Origin of the sequence: Roseovarius gaetbuli, assembly GCF_900172365.1 — a bacterium.
Taxonomy (GTDB): Bacteria; Pseudomonadota; Alphaproteobacteria; order Rhodobacterales; family Rhodobacteraceae; genus Roseovarius; species Roseovarius gaetbuli.
The window spans coordinates 110,859-129,725 of the sequence record NZ_FWFJ01000003.1 but is presented as its reverse complement, the minus strand read 5'-3'; the positions used below and the strand labels follow the sequence as shown (position 1 = coordinate 129,725).

Here is an 18,867-nt window from a genome sequence, read left to right as displayed (position 1 = left end):
ATGTCGAGCGCGCCGTTGAAGTTTGCGGGCGGCTGGCCGGTGAAGCTGCTGCCGTCAAAGACAAGCCCGGCGGGCAGAGCCGCCGCCCCCGGCGAGGGTCGCCGTAAGTGTCAGCGCATCGCCGTCGATATCGCCAAAGGCATCCGCCGGGAGGGCAAAGCTCACCGCCTGATCCTCGTCCGAGGCCTGATCCAGCAGCGGCGTGAGCGCGATGGGCGCCGAATTCCCCACAAGTGTCAGGGTGACGGTCGCGGTCGTGCTTTGGGCGCCATCCGATACCCTATATGTGAATGACGGTGTCTGGCTGCTGCCATCGGCGGTGAAGACGATATCGCCTTCGCCGTTGAGGGCCACTGTGCCGCCAACCGCGCCAGACACGCCGGTCACGCTGATCTGTTCGCCTTCGTAATCATAGTCATTGGCCAGAAGCGTCGCGGCGGCAATGATCGTGCCTGCGGCGCTGACCTCGATCGCGTCATCTTCAAGAGCGATCGGGGCGAGATTGGCCAGCACGGTGGCGCTAGGTTCAAACGCGGCCCGGTCAAGCGAAGTGCCATCGCCGAAGGTGATCACCTCGATCCCGTCGCCGGTGAACTGATCGCGGATGCGGATGGTTTCGGTGCTGCCGATGAACACGTTCAGGTCGTTGCCCTGGCGCACAAATCGCACCTCGGCAGGCAGAACGCCCAGAAGGTTGAGCCTGTCTGTGTCCGACGCCGGGCCGGTGTCGATGATGACATCGTCACCGTCGCCGCGGGCCCAGTCATAGGTATCGCTGCCATCACCACCCTCAAGAAGGTCGATGCCGGTGCCGCCTTCGACGGTGTCACTTCCGCCGCCGCCTTCGACGGTGTCACTTCCGTAGCCGCCAAGCAGGAGGTCATCGCCGACCGCGCCCTTGATGTCATCACTTCCCGACAGCCCGTCGATCCGGTTGTCACCGCCGTCTCCGGTCAGAACATCCGAGTAGTTGGAGCCGGTAAGGTCTTCGATACCGTCAAGCACATCCCCCGCCGCATCGCCGCTGGTTCCGGTGCCGTCAGCCAGCGAGACACTCACGCCGCCGCGCGACGTTGTATAAGGCGCGGTGTCAATGCCGTCGCCGCCGGTAAGAGTATCCGCGCCGCGCCCGCCGATCAGCAGGTCATTGCCGCCAAGGCCGTTGAGCGCATCATCGCCTGCGCGGCCATCAAGGACATTATCGCTGTCATCGCCGGTGATGGTATCGCCAAAGGCGCTGCCGAAAGCGTTCTCGACATTGCTGATCGGTGTGCCAGCGGCATCACCGGCAGACAGATCAATCGCCACACCAACAGAAAGGCCACCCGCGTCGACGGCATCACTGCCTGCACCGCCGTCAAGCGTTGTATCGCCGTCTTCGGACATGAACAGCACATCGTCGCCATCGCCGCCAAACACCTGGTCGGCCCCGAGGCCACCGCTGATCTGGTCGTTGCCCTGACCGCCATCCAACAGGTCATCCTCGCCCATACCGTTGATCATGTCGTCGTCGGCGGTGCCGAGGACGAGATCCGCCGCATCGCTTGTCGGCAGTTCGATCGCCGCAATAATGGCGTCCTTGTCCCAGACCTGGCCACTGGCAAAGCGGATCTGGTCGGGCAGGAGGTCACGGAAGGCCGGGCTCACGCTGAGAACTGGCGCAGCGAAGGTCGAGAAGGCTGTCAGTTCGAGGGGGGGCGGGAACGGCCCGACCGGCCCGCCGAACGACGGCCGGAAGGTGATGGTTTCACCGGTGGCGAGAAGCTGGATTTCCAGCAGGTCATCGTTGGTCAGGGCATCAACGGTGCGCAGAAGACGGACACCGTCAGAGTTGACATCGCTGAATTCCAGAATGCTGACGCCCGCCATGGTGTCAAAGCCATCGCCGAGGCTGTAAAGCGCGCGGATATTGTCGCCAAACCCGTCAAGAAGGTCGTCGCCTTCATTCATGACAACGGTCACCTGTCCGGCGGTACTGCTGAAATCGGCGCTGTTGTTGATGTTTATCTGGTCGGAATTGACGGTTCCGAACACAAAGGAGTCTGCCGCGATCTGTTCGCGGTCAAGCAGGCTGCCATCGGCAAACTGAAGCTCTTCGAGGCCGCCCTGTTCGGAACTGAACTGGCGTTTCACCTGGATCGCCTCGCCGGTGGCAAGGTCGGTGATCAGAAGGTCGCCATAGCCAAAGTCGGGGACAAACACCTCGCTGTCGATGCTGGCGTTGACGAAAATGCGTTCAAGACGCACATCGCCACGGTTCAGATCCTCAAGAACCAGGCGGTCGGTGTCGTTGCCGGGGTCATTGCGGAAGGTGCTTGTTTCATCCCGGATCAGATCGTTTCCGTCGCCTGAGCCATAGAAATAAGTGTCTGGGCCGCTGCTGTCGGTGCCGGTGTCGTCACCGGCGCCAAGGTCGTAGGTATCGTTGTTGTAAAACACGCTGTCGTCATTGCGGGTATAGTCGATCCCGCGCGTGAAATCATTGCCAGCGGTGCCGATGGTGACAGTGCGGTCTTCCCAGTCGGTCTGGGTGAAGATGTCGCCATTTGCGTCGACGATGGTTTCGACGCCGTCGCCCCGTTCGATCCCGAAGGTGCTGATGTCGCGATACTGTTGATCGACCTCAAGGATTTGGGCGCCCTCGACGAAGGCGCGCATGGTGTTGCCCTGCCGCTGAAAGGTCAACTGGTCAAAGGTATAATCGCGCAGGATCAGGATGTCCTGATCGTTGGCGAAGCTGTTGATGGAAACAAAATCGGTCACCGCGTCAACGATGCGCACAAGGCCATCGCCCGCATGCAGGATATAGGTATCATGACCGATATCGTCATGGAACGTGGCCGCGACAGCGCCGCCAACGAAGACGTCGTTGTCAATCGAGGTGGTCCGATTGCCGAACACATCGCCGTTCACATCGGCGTCGGCGGCAAAATAGACATTGCCAAAGACCGAGCCATCAGGATCGCCGTTCACGACCAGGTCAATAAGATCGGTGCGCAGAAGCGTGCCATCGGAAAATTCGACACCCTCGACAGCGGCCGCGCCATAGGCGCCACGCACATCCGATACGCCTTGTCCCGCAAAGGTGACAGAGCCGCCCAGACCATCGTTGAAGCCAATGACGATGCCATCGACATTGCGCTCGAAGGTGATGTCGGACAGCCGTGAATCGGTCAGAATAAGCCGGTCGGCGACAAAATTGCCAAGCTGATAATCGTTGCTGTCGGGGATCGTTTCGGTGATCACGTCCTGACCGTCTCCGGCCGAGAAGACATAGACATCGCCCCCGGCCTGACCATCAAGCGTATCGTTGCCGTCGTTGCCGTCGTTGCCGTCGTTGCCGTCGCTGCCCGAGAGGATCGAGGTGACCGGATCGGGCTGGCGCACGAGGAAGTCCGGTGTCGGGTCATCGCCGACGACAAGGTTGTCGCCGCCCGCGCCGGATGCCACCGCATTGCCAAGCGCGATTTCGATGACAAGCTCGCGCAGTGCGGTATCGGTAACGCCGGTGAGCTGCTCTTCAAGCCAGCCCCGGAACGCGGCGGCATCGCCACCGGAATTCTGATGCTGAAGGCCGACAAGCTTTCTGAAGAGCGGATCGAAATATTCCGCATCCGCGTCGGCGGGCATATTGTCGATGACGGTGCCAATCGCATTGGCCACGCTTTCAATCGAGACCCGGTTCAACTCGGCGTCGTAATTCATAAGGCCGAGCAGCAGGGTTTCAGGATCTGCCAAAGCCGCGAAAGCCGCCTCGGTGCTGACTTCGCGTGCCAATTCAGAAAGGCCGTCTTCGGTTGCGCTGCCGAACAGCTCGGAAATATCCTCGATCCCGCCGCTGGCATCGCGGTCAAACACCAAAAGCGCGTCATCGGGGCTGACCCAACCGTTTTTCTGCGCAAGGCCGTCGCCATCCATATCAATGATCAGCGGCGAGACAGGCGGGCAATCAAGCGGGGATTCATGACCCGGAACAGGTTCTTCTTCCTGTGGTTCTTCGTTTTCAAGACACTCCTGATGCCGGGCGTTGGCCAGATCGAAGGCATTGGCGGCGATCCCGGAAATAGCCCCCACGACCGAGGCGGCCGCAACACCGGCGGCAAAGGCCGCAATGGCGGCGCCAAGTGGGCCCAGGGCCGAGCCCGCAAGCGCGGCGGTGGTGGCGGCAGAGCCTGCAAGGTCCGCACCGACCGAGGCGGCAATGGCCGCGACATCTGCGGCCGACAGGCCGAAGTTGGGGTCGCTCGAATCTGTGCCGGTGACCGAGTTGACAGTGCCGCCGGTCACACCGGCCGCGCCACTTCCGACGCCATCCGCAAGGTTGCTGATGCCTTGGCCCGTCGCGTTATAGAGACCGGCGAACAGCTTTTTCAGGTCGACGCCGATGCCGCTGCCGATGCTGTTGACGAGCAATGCCTGAAAGAAGTTTTCCGGTTCGTAATCGCCCAGAAGTTCGTTGAAGGCCTTGTTGAACTCGTCAAGCTGGCTGCAGCCGCTTTGGTTTGCCTGGGTGCCACCTGCACCGCCCGCACTCATTACCTGGCACTCTTCCCGAGCCCACTAAATTCGGCTAGTTCACAATTACGTGTATAGTGCGAGAGGGAAAGCGGGTGTCAACCAACGATAGAATGAAAACCGGCAGGCTCTTCACCCCCGAGGCGGCTTCGATAAAGGTGGCCATGGTCGGGCCGGTCATGATTTTGGCAATTGCCGGTTTGCTCGCGGCGCTTGGCGTCGGGACATTCTTTTTCCCGATGTACGACTATGGCTCGGTGCTGACGGCCCTGAGTCCCCTTGCCATCACGATGGTTCTGGTCGCCGCTATTGCCTACGCTCCGCTGCGCCAGATTCGCTATCGCCGTGGCGTTCTGCGCGACAGCGAGGCCGGGCTCTATCAGATTACCGTCGATCCAGCGGCGATCACCGTGACGACGAAAAATGACATTTCGGCCTATGATTTGCGAGACTTTTCAACGATTTGCCGTGATGCTGACTTTCTTGGGACTGGCCGCGATTTTGGCGGGCTCGTCCTCGCGCGCACGCCCCACGACAGGCCGTCATGGACGCAACGCGCCAGTGTGGTGAATGCGATTCGCAAGGGCCGGATCGAGCCGGTAACCCATGACGGGATCACCACGATCCCGCTGACATATTTTGGCAAACAGGATTGTCTGGACATCATCGCGATGGCCTGCGAATACCATCAGCAATCCCGTAAGCGTACCGAGTAAGGAGGCTGATCATTGGCTTTAATATTGATGACGTTGAATTTGAGGTAGCAAACGAGCGCTCGCCGACAGAGCGGTGGGCAGATGCCGCTCAACTTATGGCGGTCTTTTGCAATGACCCGCGATACCAGGATTTGCCGGGCTATGCGCTCTATCTGAAAACCATGCCGGCCATCGGATTCGGTCAATATGCCATAGCCCGCAAGACGATGCAGCTTGCCGATACGAAAACCGTTATGCCCGCACCTTTTGGTGCGGTTCTCTGGGCCAAGGTCAGTGACGCATTGCACCAGAAGTTTCTGACTGCGACGCAAATGCCGGTGCTGGCGATGCCCGACTGGGATTCAGGCGATCATTTCTGGATCATCGATTCGCCCGGCGATCAACGGGTCGTGGGTGGCTTGCTTGATGCGCTCTACCGTCAGCAATTTGGCGAACAGCCGTTTCATGCCTTCATGATAAAGAAGGATGGCAGCCTGAGCACGCGGCAATTCGGGGCCAACTGAGGGTTTCGTGCCCCTGAGACGGACCGCAGCATGCGGTTCCGCAAGCCCCGTGGCAAGCCCGGTGATCGTTTAGCTGTCACGCCGTTTCATGGCGTCCGCGAGGGCAGAGCCGAAGGCGCCCTGGCTCTTGGCCTGGGCGGGGCTGGCTTGAGCGGGGCGCGCCGATCCGGATTTAGGCCCGCGGGCGGCTTTGGGTTTGTCCGTCTCGCGTCCGCGCGGCGGCGGGGTCGTACCGCCATCCTTGCGCATGCTCAGACCGATGCGCTTGCGCGGGACGTCGATTTCGGTAACGCGCACGCGCACCACATCGCCGGCTTTGACCACCTCGTGGGGATCTTTGACAAAGCGATCGGCAAGCTGGCTCACATGCACAAGCCCATCCTGGTGCACCCCGATGTCGACAAACGCGCCAAAGGCCGCGACATTGGTCACCGTGCCCTCAAGCGACATGCCTGGCTTGAGATCGGTGATGCTGTCGATGCCCTCGGCAAAACTGGCGGTCTTGAAGGTGGGGCGCGGATCGCGGCCCGGCTTTTCCAGCTCGGTCAGGATATCGCGCACCGTGGGCAAGCCAAAGCTGTCGTCGACGAATTGCTCGGCGCGCAGGCCCTTGAGGGCGCCGCTGTCGCCCATGATCGCGCGGATATCGCGCCCGCAGGCCGCCACGATCTTGCGCGCCACGCCGTAAGCCTCGGGGTGAACCGAGGAGGCATCGAGCGGCTCTGACCCTTCGGTGATCCGCAGGAAGCCCGCGCATTGCTCAAACGCCTTGGGGCCAAGACCGGGCACTTTGAGCAGGGCCTTGCGGCTGGCAAACGGGCCATTGGCATCGCGATGCGCCACAACGGCCTGCGCCAGCGACGGCCCGAGGCCCGCGATATGCGACAAGAGCGGCGCCGAGGCCATGTTGAGGTTGACCCCGACCGCGTTCACCGCATCCTCGACCACCGCCGCAAGGGATTGGGCAAGGCGGCGCTGATCGACGTCATGCTGATACTGCCCGACACCAATGGCTTGCGGCTCGATCTTCACCAATTCGGCCAGCGGGTCTTGCAAGCGGCGGGCGATAGAGACCGCACCGCGAATGGACACGTCGACATCGGGAAACTCCTGCGAGGCCAGCTCGGACGCCGAATAGACCGAGGCGCCGGCCTCGGAGACGATGACCGGCGTCGGGCGCGGGCTGCCGACGGGCAGGCGCTTGATCACATCGGCCACGAGGCGCTCGGATTCGCGGCTGGCGGTGCCATTACCGATGGCGATCAGGGCCACGCCGTGCTTGGTGATCATCCGGGTCAGGGTCTCTTCCGCGCCGCGCACATCCATGCGGGGCTGGAACGGATAGATCGTCGCCGTGTCCAACAATTTGCCGGTCTCATCGACGACGGCAATCTTGCAGCCTGTCCTGATGCCGGGATCAAGGCCCAGGGTCGCGCGCGCGCCCGCAGGCGCGGCCAGCAACAGATCGCGCAGGTTGCGGGCAAAGACGTCGATCGCGGCGTCATGGGCGCGGCGGCGCAGGTCGGTCATCAGGTCCATGAACATCGTCAGGCTCAGCTTGACACTCCAGGCCCACCGCGCGGCCTCGCGCAGCCAGATGTCACCCGGGCCGTCGCCCTGAATGCCGATCTCGGCGGCAACGATGCCAATCACGCGGGGCAGGCCGGTGTCCGGCTCGGGCGCGATGTTGAGGGTCACGATCTCTTCTTTCGAGGCGCGCAGGATGGCGAGGGCGCGGTGCGACGGGATCGTCGCCCATGTTTCGCTATGATCGAAATAGTCGGAAAACTTTGCGCCGGTCTCTTCCTTTCCGGTGTTCACCTTCGCGGTGATCAGGGCCTCTTTCTGCATGACCTCGCGCAGACGGCCCAGCAGGTTGGCGTTTTCGCCCAAGGTTTCGACAAGGATATCGCGCGCGCCGTTCAGCGCGTCCTTCTGGGTCGGCACCGCCTCGGAAAGATAGGCCTGCGCCAGCACGGCAGGATCGGCGGCGCGCTCGGCAAGAATGGCGTGCAACAGCGGCTCAAGCCCGTTTTCGCGCGCGATCATCGCCTTGGTGCGCCGCTTGGGCTTGAACGGAAGATAGAGGTCTTCGAGCACCGATTTTGTGTCTGCCCCGGCAATCGCGCGGGCCAGATCATCGGTCAGCTTGCCCTGCGATTTGATCTCGCCAAGGATGCTTGCGCGCCGCTTTTCCAGATCGCGCAGATAATCGAGCCGCTCGGCCAGCTTGCGCAGCTGCGTGTCATCAAGCCCGCCGGTGACCTCTTTGCGATAGCGCGCCACAAAGGGCACCGTATCGCCGCCATCAAGCAGGGCGACCGTCGCCGTGACCTGTTCTGGGCGGGCGCCGATATCGGTGGCAATCGTGCGGGCAATGCGATCTGCGACGGCGGTCATGGCGGGCTCCTTCATGTGCTCGGAAGGCCGTGATAGCGCCACAGGCAAGGGCCGCCAAGCCCATGCGTGCGGGAAAGAAGAAAATCGGTCTCAGTAACGGCACCACTCACGCCCGAGCGACCGTTTGCCTTTCGGTTCAAGGCTGTTTTGATCTGTGGCGTGGTCATATGTGGGTTTGGGGGGCTCTCTACCGGGGCATCCCGAAGGCAATGAAAAATTTGGATGCGGGCATCGTCGCTATGGCAGAAGATAACGGCGCGGTACCGGATGACGCACCGGCGCCCGACAGCGCGGAGGCGAGCGGCCATGGCGCATTGACCCTAGACAGCGCCGTGGACAATCTTGAGACGATAACACCCTACTAGCTTGCCGCGCACGGCGAGGTTCAGGATGGTTTGGCGGAGGGTTTTGATTTGGTCGGGTCGGGTGGTGAGGGTGGGGAGGGATTGCAGGGCAAAGCGGGCGTGGGATTGGAAGGTTTTCACATCGGTATCGGGGGTGGTCAGGCGGGCGAGGCTGGCGGTGGTCAGCCGATCCCGCACCGCCTCACGCCCCGCGCGGGCCTGTTCCAACTGATCACACAGCGCCATGAGTTCATCGACCTTTGCCACGATCCGGTGCTGCTCGGCGAGGGGTGGTAGACGGCGTGTTTCCGTTGATGATTTCTTCAATGGTTTCTCTGATAAATTTTACCGATGGCCGTTCTTTTGGTTTTTCAAAGTCCACCAGTCGTTTCTTTGAATCACTCATTTAACCTCACTCAGATTACCTGCCGTTTGGGGCGCCACAAACTCCGACCAGCGTTCCATCAGCGCCCGTCGCTTTTCGAGCAAATCAGACCGCGCATAAGCCCGCTCTACATTCGACCCAATGGTATGCGCCAAACTCATTTCCGCAACCTCGCGTGGTGCATTGGCAACCTCAGAGGCCCAATCGCGGAACGTCGAGCGGAACCCATGCACGGTGACACCGTCTACCTTCATCCGGCGCAACAGCATCAGCATCGACATGTTCGACAGCGGCTTGTGACGCTTCTGGCCTTCAAACACATACTCTGATTGCATGGCGCGCAGCGGCTCGATGATTGACAGCATTTCATCCGTCAGCGGCACCCGGTGATCCACTCCTGTCTTCATTCGGACGGCGGGACAAGTCCACAACCGCGCCTCGGCATCAATCTCGTCCCATCGCATTCCCAAAACCTCACCCGTGCGTGATCCGGTCAGGCAGGTAAACATCAGCGTCTTGGCGGCCATTGCATTGCGGGATTTCAAATCGGCATAGAAGGCTGGCACATCCTGCCACGCCATCGCCTTGTGGTGCTTTGGCTTGGCCTTCACCTTTGGTAAGACCTGAGCTTCTTTGATTGCAGTCACCGGATTTTCGCCAGACCGAAATCCTTTCGACTTGGCCACGTCCAGAACGATCTTGATCCGTTGCGCCAACCGCCGCGCGGTTTCGTGCTTTTCGGTCCAGATTGGCGACAGGCACATCAGCACCTCGGGCTGGTCAATGCTATCGACGGGCATCCGCCCCATTTTGGGAAATGCATAGTCGCGCAAGGTGTTGATCCATTGCGCGCCGTGCTTGGCATTCTTCCAGGTTGGCATCCGGTCAATGTGAACCTGTTGGGCGATTTCTTCAAATGTTGGGATTTCACGAGCCGCATTAAATCGCGGGTTCAAACCCTGTTTGGCCATACGCCGATATTCCAGCGCCCGTTCGCGTGCCTGATTCAGCGTGACAATATCAGCCCCGCCCAAACCAAAGTCAGTTCTCAGGGGAGCGCCTTTCTTGTTCTTCTGACCTTTGACCACGACGCGCACGATCCAGCGCCGGGCGCCCGACGGGTCCACAACGAGATAAAGCCCGTTGCCGTCGCCATGCCGACCGGGGCCGAGATTCTCGACCAACCGCTTTGTCAGCTTTCCAGTCAGGGCCATCAAAAATACCACATTCCATACCACTCAAGGTAAGAATACAGGCACAATCGAAAGAAAGCCAACACAAAGAATAAATGCCGCTATAGTCATTAAAATAAGGAAAAATTATCGCTGAAAGCGATCCAGTGAAACCAATGCAAAAGGTACGTTGGCGGAGAGACAGGGATTCGAACCCTGGGATCCCTTGCAGGATCAACGGTTTTCGAGACCGCCCCGTTCGACCACTCCGGCACCTCTCCGCGGGGGTCTGGTGGGGGGCGTTTAATTGCCTTTGGCGGGGGGGGCAAGGGGTTTTGCGTTGTTTGTCGGGATAAATTGCCTAGGTTGGTTGCATCTGCATTTTCAGCCCCCCGAAGAAGGACGAACCGCAATGCTTTTGACCCAGATGCGCCAGGTGCCGCGCTTGGCGAGGATCGTGTTTCTCGGCGCGCTGATGGTGATGATCGGCCTCATGCCGCTGCGCGCGGCCGACCGGGACCGGCTTGAGGCGTTTCTTGAGGTGACCGGATTTGGCGTGGCGCTTGACAGCATCGCGCTTGCCGCCGCCGATGCGCCAATGATGCTCGGCCTTTCGGCGAGCGACTTCGGCCATGACTGGGCGCGGGTGGCGGGCGAGGTGTTCGATACGGCCCGGATGCGCGAGACCGGGCTTGAGATCCTGTCGGGAACGCTCAGCGACGAGATGCTGGCCCATGCGGCGGATTTTTACGCCTCTGAGCTTGGGCAGCGCCTTGTCGCGGTCGAGAATGCCTCGCATATGATCGAGGATGACGTGGCCAAGCGGGCCGAGGGCAAGACCTTGCTGGCCGAGGCCGATGACACGCGGATCAAGGTCTTGCAGGACATGAACGCCGCCGTTGACGGGGCCGGGTCAGGCGTGCGTGCGGTGCAGGAAATTCAGCTGCGCTTCTTGCTGGCGGCCTCTTATGCGGGGGTGCTTGAGGCGGAACTGGACGAGGGCACGCTGCGTGCGATGCTGGCCGAGGGCGAGGATGACCTGCGCGAGGCCCTGCGCGTCTCGGCGCTCGCCAATGCGGCCTATACCTATCAGGATCTGAGCACTGATGATCTTCGGGCCTATGTCGACGCACTTGAACATCCGCTGATGGCGCGGGTGTACGAGCTCATGAATGCCGTGCAATACGAGATCATGGCCGGGCGGTTCGAGGTTCTGGCGGCTCGGATGGCCGATATGCACCCCGGTCAGGAGCTATGAGGCAGGCGGCGCGCATCACGTGGCGGGCGCTTTTGGGATGTTTGGCCGGTCTGGTCCTGCTGGCGGGCCCGGCCTTGGCGGATCGCGCCGAAGAGATCGACCGGCTGATTGCTGCGCTGCGGTTTGAGGAAACCATCGAGATCATGCGCGACGAGGGGCAGCGCTATGGCGGCGAGGTCGGGCAAGAGATGCTGGCCGAGGCCGAGCTTGCCCGCTGGGACGCGATCGTGGCCCAAGTGTACGACCCCGTGACCATGCAGGCCAAGGTCACCGAGGGCTTTGCTGCGGCGCTTGACGGGGTTGATCTGGCGCCGCTTCTGGCGTTCTTCGAGGGGCCGGGGCACGAGATCGTGGCGCTTGAACTGGCGGCGCGCAAATCCCTGCTTGACCCCGAAATCGAGGCGGCTACAGAAAAGCTTTACGACCAGATGGTCCGGGACGGCGATGTTCTGGTCGAGCGTGTGGATGTCTTTATCGACGACAGTGACCTGATCGAGCGCAATGTGACCGGGGCGCTGAATGCCAATCTGGTGTTTTACACTGGCCTTGCAGATGGTGGCGCGCTTGATTTGCCGCAGGACGAGATGCTCGCCGATATCTGGGCGCAGGAAGAGGACATGCGCAAGCAAACCGAAACCTGGCTGCGCTCTTTTCTGGTGATGGCCTATCAACCGCTGGCGCGCAGCAAGCTTGAGGCTTATATCGCCCTTTATAAAAGCCCGGTCGGGCGCGATCTGAACCGGGCGTTTTTCGCCGCCTACGATGGCATGTACGAAGATCTGTCCTATAAGCTTGGCCTTGCCGTCGCGCTTCAGATGCAGGGCGAGGATTTATAGGCGATATCGTGCAAAGACAGGGGCGATGACCCTTGACTTTTACCCGGCTTTCCCGAATAAGCGCGCAACCCGGCGGGATGATCTTGCCGGGTTTGTTTTTGAATGACGCCCCAGGGGCGCGCAGTTCGAGGTGGCCATAAGGCCGGAAACACCCGGAATTTCGGGGACCACAGAGCGCGGAGACGGAAAAGGAAATGCAATGTTTGCGGTCCTCAAGACCGGTGGCAAGCAGTACAAGGTGTCCTCAGGGGACATGCTTCGTGTTGAAAAGCTTGCAGCAGATGCCGGTGAAAAAGTTCAATTTAACGAGATTCTGATGCTGGGCGGCGACGCACCTGTTGTCGGTGCGCCTTTCATCGAGGGTGCCGCGGTTCAGGCCGAGGTCGTTGATCAGGTCAAGGGTGACAAGGTCATCCATTTCGTAAAGCGTCGTCGTAAGCACGGCTCGCAGCGCACTAAAGGCCACCGCCAGCAGCTTACCCTGCTGCGCATCACCGAGATTATGGCAAATGGCGGCGACAAGTCCGGCGTTAAAGCCGCAATCGGCTCCGGTTCGGTTTCGGCAACGGCAATCTCCGCGGCTGACAAGCCCGCCAAGAAAGCCGCAGCGCCCAAAGCTGCCGCCGCACCCAAGAAGGCCGCGAAAGCCGCCGCCGGTGGTGACGACCTTTCGAAGATCTCCGGCGTTGGTCCGGTGATCGTGAAGAAACTGCATGGTGAAGGTATCACAACCTTTGCACAGATTGCGGCATGGACCGATGCGGACGTGGAAGCAATCGAAGAGAAACTGTCGTTCAAAGGTCGTGTCGGTCGTGAAGACTGGATCGCACAGGCCATCGAGCTGGCAAAAGGCTAAGGAGAGACCAGATGGCACATAAAAAAGCAGGCGGTTCATCCCGTAACGGTCGCGATTCTGCCGGCCGTCGCCTTGGCGTCAAGAAATATGGCGGCGAAGCTGTGATCCCGGGCAACATTGTCGTGCGTCAGCGCGGCAACAAGTTCTGGCCGGGTCAGGGCGTTGGCGAAGGCAAGGATCACACGATCTTCGCCAAGGTCGAAGGCGCTGTGAAGTTTCACAAGGGCCTCAAGGGCCGTACCTTTATTTCGGTTCTGCCAGTGGCGGAGGCCGCTGAATAAGCTGACCTTAAGGTTGTTGAACACATCAAGGGGATCGGCGATACCGCCGGTCCCTTTTCATTTTTGCGCAGGAGGCAACCCGTGATGAGCGTTGCCGTGATCAGCTTTCTGGCCTTTGGCGCAAGCCAGGTGAGCACGCCGGGGCCGGCCAATATGGCGCTTTTGGCCACCGGTGCGCGCTTTGGGTTTCGCGCGGCTTTGCCGTTCGTGGCGGGCGTGGCGTTTGGCAAGCAGTTGATCATCTGGCCGATCGGCTTTGGCCTGATGGAACTGGCGGCGCAGGCCCCGGTGATCTTTTCGGCGCTCAAGTGGATATCGGCGGCTTACATCTGCTGGCTGGCCTGGAAGGTGGCGCATCTGCGCCTTGACGGCGGCAAATCGGTTGAAACGCCGCCGGGTTTCATGGCCGGGCTGATTGTGCATCCGCTCAATCCCAAGGCCTGGGCGATGATTGTCACGGGATTTACCAATTTCGTGACACCGGGCACGCCGGCCTTGCAGGCGACCGTCTGGATTGCCATTTGTTTGTTTGGCTTACAGGCCATTCTTCATCCGATCTGGACCTATGGCGGGGATCGGATTGCCCAGACGGTGGCCGGAACGCCGGTCGAAAAATACCTGATGTGGACCTTGGCGGCGCTGACCGTGGCCTCGGTTCTCTTCGTGCTTTTTGGAGGAGGACGCGCATGAAACTTGAGATGATCGTGAATCAGCCGGTGATTGAAACCGACCGCTTTGATCTGCGCCCGCTTCGGGCGTCGGATGCAGGGCTTATCGAAATGTATGCAAGCGATGCCCGCGTGGCGATGAGCACCAGCAGCATTCCGCATCCCTTGCCCCCCGGCACCACCGAAGCGATCATTGCCCGCGCCCATGGCGACGACCGGACCGAGGATTTCTGGGCGATGGACGCAAGCAAGGTTGGTGGATCAGAGCTCATGGGGCTGATAAGCTTGGTGCGGCTTGATCGCGATCAGTCTGAAGTCGGCTATTGGGTCGCGCCCGCCTATTGGAATACCGGCGTCGCCTCGATGGCGGTAGAGGCCTTGCTGGCGGCCAATCCGCATACTGCGCGCACCACCTTTGCAAGCGTGTTTCAGGACAATGCCGCCTCGGCGCGGGTCTTGACCAATTGCGGATTTCAGTATCTTGGGGATGCCGAGACCTTTTGCGTCGCACGTGGCGCCAAGGTGACGACCTGGACCTATAGCAGAAAAGCGGACTGAGGCTATATTGGCCTTTGCGAAAGGATGACACATGAAATTTCTTGATCTCGCAAAGGTCTATATCCGGTCCGGCGGCGGCGGCGGCGGCTGTGTCAGCTTTCGGCGTGAAAAGTTCATCGAATATGGTGGGCCGGATGGCGGCGACGGCGGCAATGGCGGCTCGGTCTGGGCGGAGACGGTCGACGGTCTCAACACGCTGATTGATTTTCGCTATCAACAGCATTTCTTTGCCAAAAGCGGTCAGCCCGGCATGGGTCGTCAGCGCACCGGGTATACCGGCGATGACATCGTGTTGCGCGTGCCCGTGGGCACCGAAATTCTTGACGAGGATATGGAAACCGTTGTCGCGGATATGACCGAGCTTGGCCAACGCGTGCTATTGGCCAAGGGCGGCAATGGCGGCTTTGGCAACCTGCACTTCAAGACCAGCGTCAACCAGGCCCCGCGCCGCGCCAATCCGGGCCAAGAGGGCGTCGAGCGCACGCTTTGGCTGCGCCTCAAGCTGATTGCCGATGTCGGGCTGTTGGGCTTGCCGAATGCCGGCAAGTCGACCTTTCTGGCGGCCACATCGAATGCGCGGCCGAAAATCGCCGATTATCCCTTTACCACGCTGCACCCCAACCTTGGCGTCGTTGGCGTCGACGAGGTTGAATTCGTCGTGGCAGATATCCCCGGCCTGATTGGTGGCGCCTCCGAGGGCAAGGGGCTTGGCGACCTGTTTCTGGGCCATGTCGAGCGCTGCGCGGTTCTGTTGCACCTGATTGACGGCACATCCGACACCATTGCAGAGGATTATCACACCATCATCAACGAGCTTGAGCTTTATGGCGGTGACCTTGCCGATAAGCCGCGTGTGACTGCCCTCAACAAGATCGACGCGCTTGACGATGAAGAGCGCGCGGCGGCCTGCGCCGAGCTTGAAGAGGCCTCTGGCGGGCCGGTTTTGATGATGTCGGGCGTGTCGCGCGAGGGGGTGGTCGATGTGCTGCGTACCCTGCGCACGCAGATCGACGATGACCGCCTGCGCCACAAGATCACCACCGAAGAAGAACCCGCGCCGTGGCAACCGTAAGCAACGCCAAACGACTTGTCATCAAGATCGGCTCGGCCCTGTTGGTCGACCGCGTCAGCGGCGAATTGCGCGCCGATTGGCTGCGCGCGCTTGCCGAGGACGTGGTGCGCCTGCGCGCGCGCGGCACCGACGTTATCCTTGTCTCATCGGGTTCGATCGCGCTTGGGCGCGGGGTGCTTGGCCTGCCGGCAACAGAGCTGTCGCTTGAGCAAAGCCAGGCCGCGGCGGCCGTGGGGCAAATCCGCCTTGCGGGGGCCTATGATCAGGCGCTTGGTGCGCTTGGCATCACCTCTGCGCAGGTTCTTGTCACCCTGGAGGATAGCGCCGACCGACGCCGTTACCTCAATTCGCGCGCCACGCTGGAACAGCTGTTGCGCCTCGGCGCGGTGCCGATCGTCAATGAGAACGACACCGTCGCGACCGATGAAATCCGCTATGGCGACAATGACCGCATGGCGGCGCAGGTGGCCGTGACGGCGGGTGCGGATCAATTGATCCTGCTGTCGGACGTCGATGGATTCTATACCGCCAATCCGGGCCAAGACCCAAGCGCCACGCGGTTTGACGTGATCGAGGTGATCACCCCCGAGATCGAGGCGATGGCCGGCGATGCCGGGTCGGGCCTGTCCAAGGGCGGCATGAAAACCAAGCTTATGGCGGCCAAGACCGCCACGGCGGGCGGCTGCGACATGGCGATCACCCAGGGCGCGGTTCTGCACCCGATCAAGGCGCTTGAAGAGGGTGCCGCCGCCACATGGTTCCTGGCCCAGGGCGACCCGCAGCAAAAGCGCAAGGCCTGGATCGCCGCCATGAAGCCCAAGGGCCGGGTCGTGGTGGACAACGGCGCGGCCAAGGCGCTGCGCTCGGGCAGCAGCCTGTTGCCCGCCGGTGTTCTTCAGGTCAGCGGCACCTTCGGGCGCGGTGATCCGGTCGAGGTCGTCGACGAGGCCGGGCGCACGCTGGGACAGGGGCTTACCCGCTATGACGGCGCGGATGCGCAGAAAATCAGCGGGCTGCGCTCGGATCAGATCGAGGCCGTGCTTGGCCATGCGGCGCGCGGGCCCTTGATGCATCGCGACGACATGGCATTTTAGAGGTCCTTAGGGATATCAACACGCAAGCCCCGAAGAGGAGAGTGTGACATGACAGAGACCCTCGATATTGCGGCCCTGATGGCCGATATAGGCGCGCGCGCCAAGGCCGCCGCCGCCGATCTGGCCGTCGCCAGCCCCGAGGCCAAGCGCTCCGCGCTTGAGGCCGCCGCCGATGCGGTCTGGGAGGGGCGCGCCGATATTCTTGCCGCCAACGAAAAAGACCTAGCCTATGGCCGCGACAAGGGGCTGAGCGAGGCGATGATGGATCGCCTTGCGCTGGACGAGAGCCGCATCAAGGGCATCGTTGAGGGCCTGCGCGCGGTGGCCGCACAGGATGATCCGGTGGGCGAGGTTCTGGCCGAATGGGATCAGCCCACCGGCATTCACATCCGGCGTGTGCGCACGCCCTTGGGGGTGATTGGCGTGATCTATGAAAGCCGCCCGAACGTGACGGCGGACGCCGGGGCGCTTTGTCTGAAATCCGGCAATGCCGTGATCCTGCGCGGCGGCTCCGAAAGCTTTCACTCGTCAGGCGCGATACACGCCTGCCTCGTGGCGGGGTTGCGCGCCGCCGGTCTTCCGGAGGATGCCATTCAGCTTGTGCCGACCCGCGACCGGGCCGCAGTGCAGGCCTTGCTGACAATGACCGATACGGTGGATGTGATCGTGCCGCGCGGTGGCAAGGGCCTTGTCGGCCTTGTGCAACGCGAGGCGCGGGTGCCGGTTTTTGCTCATCTGGAAGGCATCGTGCACATCTATATCGACAAAGAGGCCGACCCCGAAAAGGCCCTGCGCGTGGTGGTGAATGCCAAGACCCGGCGCACGGGTATCTGTGGTGCGGCCGAGTGTCTTTTGATCCACCGCGATATCGTCGGAACCATCGGTCAGGGCGTGGTGCGCGCGCTTTTGGATGCGGGCGTCGAGGTGCGCGCCGATGAAACCCTGCGCGCCATCGAGGGCACCACCGCCGCCACGGATGACGACTGGGGCTGTGAGTATCTCGATAGCATCATCGCCGCCAAGGTGGTCGATGATCTTGACGCCGCGATCACCCATATCCGGCGCTATGGCTCGAACCACACCGATTGCATCATCACCGAGGATGACACTGCCGCGAACCAGTTCTTTGCCCGCCTCGACAGCGCGATCCTGATGCGCAATGCCTCGACCCAATTCGCCGATGGCGGCGAATTCGGCATGGGCGCGGAAATTGGTATCGCCACCGGCAAGATGCATGCGCGCGGGCCGGTGGGCGCGGCACAGCTCACCAGTTTCAAATATCTGGTCGATGGCGATGGAACGACGCGTGCCTAGAGCTTCTCGAACATGCGACATCAACAGGTTGGAGGGGGTCGCGTGAATTCGAATGAAGGCGACGCCCTCTAAAAGCGCAGGCGCAGCCCGGTTTCGCCGTGCTCCACCTCTGGCGTGCGCCCAAGCGCGGCGAGTCGCTCTGGCAAGAGGAGAAACTGCACCTGCGCCGGGGTCACTTCGGGCGCGGGGGCCATTACGCCAAGGCTGTTCCACAGCAGGTCATTGATCTGAAGCCGCCCGCCTTTTGCCGTTACCTCGAACTGCCCCTCTTGTTGGGTGACCGTGAGGGTGCCGCCAAAGGGGATGGTCTGTTCCGCGCATAAAAGGCTTAACGCAACCGCCTGAGCAAGGGGCTGTGTCACTGTGCCCGTGAGGCCATAATCAAGCGCGATTCGCCCGGTGCGATAGATCGTACCAAGGATATCGCCAAGGTCTTCACTGCGCACGCTCTGGCCGTTGGACGCGGTGCCAAAGGCCAGCCGGAACAGGCGAATTCGCGCATTTGCATCGGCCGCACTCTCTGAGATAAGCGCCATTTCCGGCGAGGCGCCCATGCCGGAAAGTTCCAGCAATTCCAGCCCGTTGGTGACCGCGCCCATAGGGCTGATCAGGTCATGACAGATACGAGAGCCTATCAATGCGGCGAGGGTCTGACTATGATTGTTCAAAGGTATTCTCCGAAGCAGGGCGCGACATGAGCGATATGAATTCGATACTGGAACCGGGGATGCTCGTCCGCCATCCTCAGCAGCCTGATTGGGGCACCGGCCAGGTGCAATCAAATATCGCGGGCCGCATCACCGTTAACTTTCGAGAGGTCGGCAAAGTGGTGATCGACGGCACGCGGGTGGAACTTGTTCCTGTCTTTGATCCATGAACATGGTTAGCAAAAGGT

At 61.3% G+C, this 18,867-nt stretch carries 18 protein-coding genes, 1 tRNA gene and 1 pseudogene; 12 read left to right on the top strand and 8 right to left on the bottom strand.

The features are described 5' to 3' along the window. Positions 1-2 precede the first annotated feature (2 nt). Positions 3-77, bottom strand: a pseudogene (locus ROG8370_RS21370) (hypothetical protein); the annotation flags it as partial. Further along, complete coding sequence (locus tag ROG8370_RS02795; protein ID WP_085825556.1) at positions 55-4,536, bottom strand: calcium-binding protein; 4,482 nt, start codon at positions 4,534-4,536, stop codon at positions 55-57. The pseudogene ROG8370_RS21370 and the gene ROG8370_RS02795, both read right to left, overlap by 23 nt. A gap of 74 nt (positions 4,537-4,610) precedes the next feature. On the opposite strand from ROG8370_RS02795, the gene ROG8370_RS02790 reads away from it, so the two are divergent. Both ROG8370_RS02790 and ROG8370_RS02785 read left to right on the top strand, forming a co-directional pair. Further along, positions 4,611-5,231 carry a hypothetical protein gene (locus tag ROG8370_RS02790; RefSeq protein ID WP_139838024.1) on the top strand — a complete coding sequence of 207 codons (621 nt, stop codon included), beginning with the start codon at positions 4,611-4,613 and terminating at the stop codon, positions 5,229-5,231. A gap of 95 nt (positions 5,232-5,326) precedes the next feature. Next, positions 5,327-5,734: a toxin-activating lysine-acyltransferase gene (locus ROG8370_RS02785; protein WP_085825554.1), complete on the top strand. Its 408-nt coding sequence runs from the start codon at positions 5,327-5,329 to the stop codon at positions 5,732-5,734. 69 nt (positions 5,735-5,803) lie between these two features. Here the strand turns inward: ROG8370_RS02785 and ROG8370_RS02780 are convergent, their stop codons facing one another. The 5 genes from ROG8370_RS02780 to ROG8370_RS02765 form a co-directional block, all read right to left on the bottom strand. Then, entirely contained in the window at positions 5,804-8,134 is a 2,331-nt protein-coding gene (locus ROG8370_RS02780; protein WP_085825627.1) for a Tex family protein, read from the bottom strand. A 320-nt stretch (positions 8,135-8,454) separates the two neighbouring features. Further along, positions 8,455-8,745: a hypothetical protein gene (locus ROG8370_RS02775; RefSeq protein WP_212580046.1), complete on the bottom strand. Its 291-nt coding sequence runs from the start codon at positions 8,743-8,745 to the stop codon at positions 8,455-8,457. Further along, positions 8,729-8,884, bottom strand: coding sequence for a hypothetical protein (locus tag ROG8370_RS20470; RefSeq protein ID WP_170925160.1), 156 nt, complete (start codon positions 8,882-8,884; stop codon positions 8,729-8,731). Before ROG8370_RS20470 ends, ROG8370_RS02775 begins: the two co-directional genes overlap by 17 nt. Continuing rightward, positions 8,881-10,077, bottom strand: a complete 1,197-nt coding sequence (locus ROG8370_RS02770) for a tyrosine-type recombinase/integrase (protein ID WP_085825553.1) — start codon at positions 10,075-10,077, stop codon at positions 8,881-8,883. Before ROG8370_RS02770 ends, ROG8370_RS20470 begins: the two co-directional genes overlap by 4 nt. A 149-nt stretch (positions 10,078-10,226) precedes the next feature. After that, a tRNA-Ser gene (locus ROG8370_RS02765) sits at positions 10,227-10,316 on the bottom strand. A 131-nt stretch (positions 10,317-10,447) separates the two neighbouring features. On the opposite strand from ROG8370_RS02765, the gene ROG8370_RS02760 reads away from it, so the two are divergent. The 9 genes from ROG8370_RS02760 (at position 10,448) to ROG8370_RS02720 (ending at position 17,972) form a co-directional block, all read left to right on the top strand. Next, positions 10,448-11,293 (top strand): DUF2059 domain-containing protein, encoded by an 846-nt coding sequence (locus ROG8370_RS02760; protein ID WP_085825552.1) that lies wholly within the window; start codon positions 10,448-10,450, stop codon positions 11,291-11,293. Continuing rightward, positions 11,290-12,129, top strand: coding sequence for a hypothetical protein (locus tag ROG8370_RS20465; protein ID WP_085825551.1), 840 nt, complete (start codon positions 11,290-11,292; stop codon positions 12,127-12,129). The genes ROG8370_RS02760 and ROG8370_RS20465 overlap by 4 nt, the downstream gene beginning before the upstream one ends. A gap of 199 nt (positions 12,130-12,328) precedes the next feature. After that, positions 12,329-12,985, top strand: a complete 657-nt coding sequence (locus tag ROG8370_RS02750) for a 50S ribosomal protein L21 (RefSeq protein WP_085825550.1) — start codon at positions 12,329-12,331, stop codon at positions 12,983-12,985. Positions 12,986-12,996: 11 nt separating this feature from the next. After that, on the top strand, positions 12,997-13,266 hold the full coding sequence (gene rpmA / locus ROG8370_RS02745) for a 50S ribosomal protein L27 (RefSeq protein WP_085825549.1): 270 nt from the start codon (positions 12,997-12,999) through the stop codon (positions 13,264-13,266). A gap of 84 nt (positions 13,267-13,350) precedes the next feature. After that, positions 13,351-13,956 carry a LysE family translocator gene (locus tag ROG8370_RS02740; RefSeq protein ID WP_085825548.1) on the top strand — a complete coding sequence of 202 codons (606 nt, stop codon included), beginning with the start codon at positions 13,351-13,353 and terminating at the stop codon, positions 13,954-13,956. Further along, on the top strand, positions 13,953-14,492 hold the full coding sequence (locus tag ROG8370_RS02735) for a GNAT family N-acetyltransferase (protein ID WP_085825547.1): 540 nt from the start codon (positions 13,953-13,955) through the stop codon (positions 14,490-14,492). Before ROG8370_RS02740 ends, ROG8370_RS02735 begins: the two co-directional genes overlap by 4 nt. Positions 14,493-14,523: 31 nt before the next feature. Beyond that, on the top strand, positions 14,524-15,564 hold the full coding sequence (gene obgE, locus ROG8370_RS02730) for a GTPase ObgE (RefSeq protein WP_085825546.1): 1,041 nt from the start codon (positions 14,524-14,526) through the stop codon (positions 15,562-15,564). Next, positions 15,552-16,658 carry a glutamate 5-kinase gene (proB, locus tag ROG8370_RS02725; RefSeq protein WP_085825545.1) on the top strand — a complete coding sequence of 369 codons (1,107 nt, stop codon included), beginning with the start codon at positions 15,552-15,554 and terminating at the stop codon, positions 16,656-16,658. The genes obgE and proB overlap by 13 nt, the downstream gene beginning before the upstream one ends. A gap of 48 nt (positions 16,659-16,706) precedes the next feature. After that, entirely contained in the window at positions 16,707-17,972 is a 1,266-nt protein-coding gene (locus tag ROG8370_RS02720; protein WP_085825544.1) for a glutamate-5-semialdehyde dehydrogenase, read from the top strand. A 68-nt stretch (positions 17,973-18,040) separates the two neighbouring features. Here ROG8370_RS02720 and ROG8370_RS02715 read toward each other — a convergent pair whose 3' ends face one another. After that, a complete protein-coding gene (locus tag ROG8370_RS02715) occupies positions 18,041-18,640 on the bottom strand; it encodes a histidine phosphotransferase family protein (protein WP_139838023.1) in 600 nt (199 codons plus the stop codon). Positions 18,641-18,666: 26 nt separating this feature from the next. Between ROG8370_RS02715 and ROG8370_RS02710 the strand changes: the two genes are divergently transcribed. After that, positions 18,667-18,849 (top strand): DUF3553 domain-containing protein, encoded by a 183-nt coding sequence (locus tag ROG8370_RS02710; protein ID WP_085825542.1) that lies wholly within the window; start codon positions 18,667-18,669, stop codon positions 18,847-18,849. Positions 18,850-18,867 lie beyond the last annotated feature (18 nt).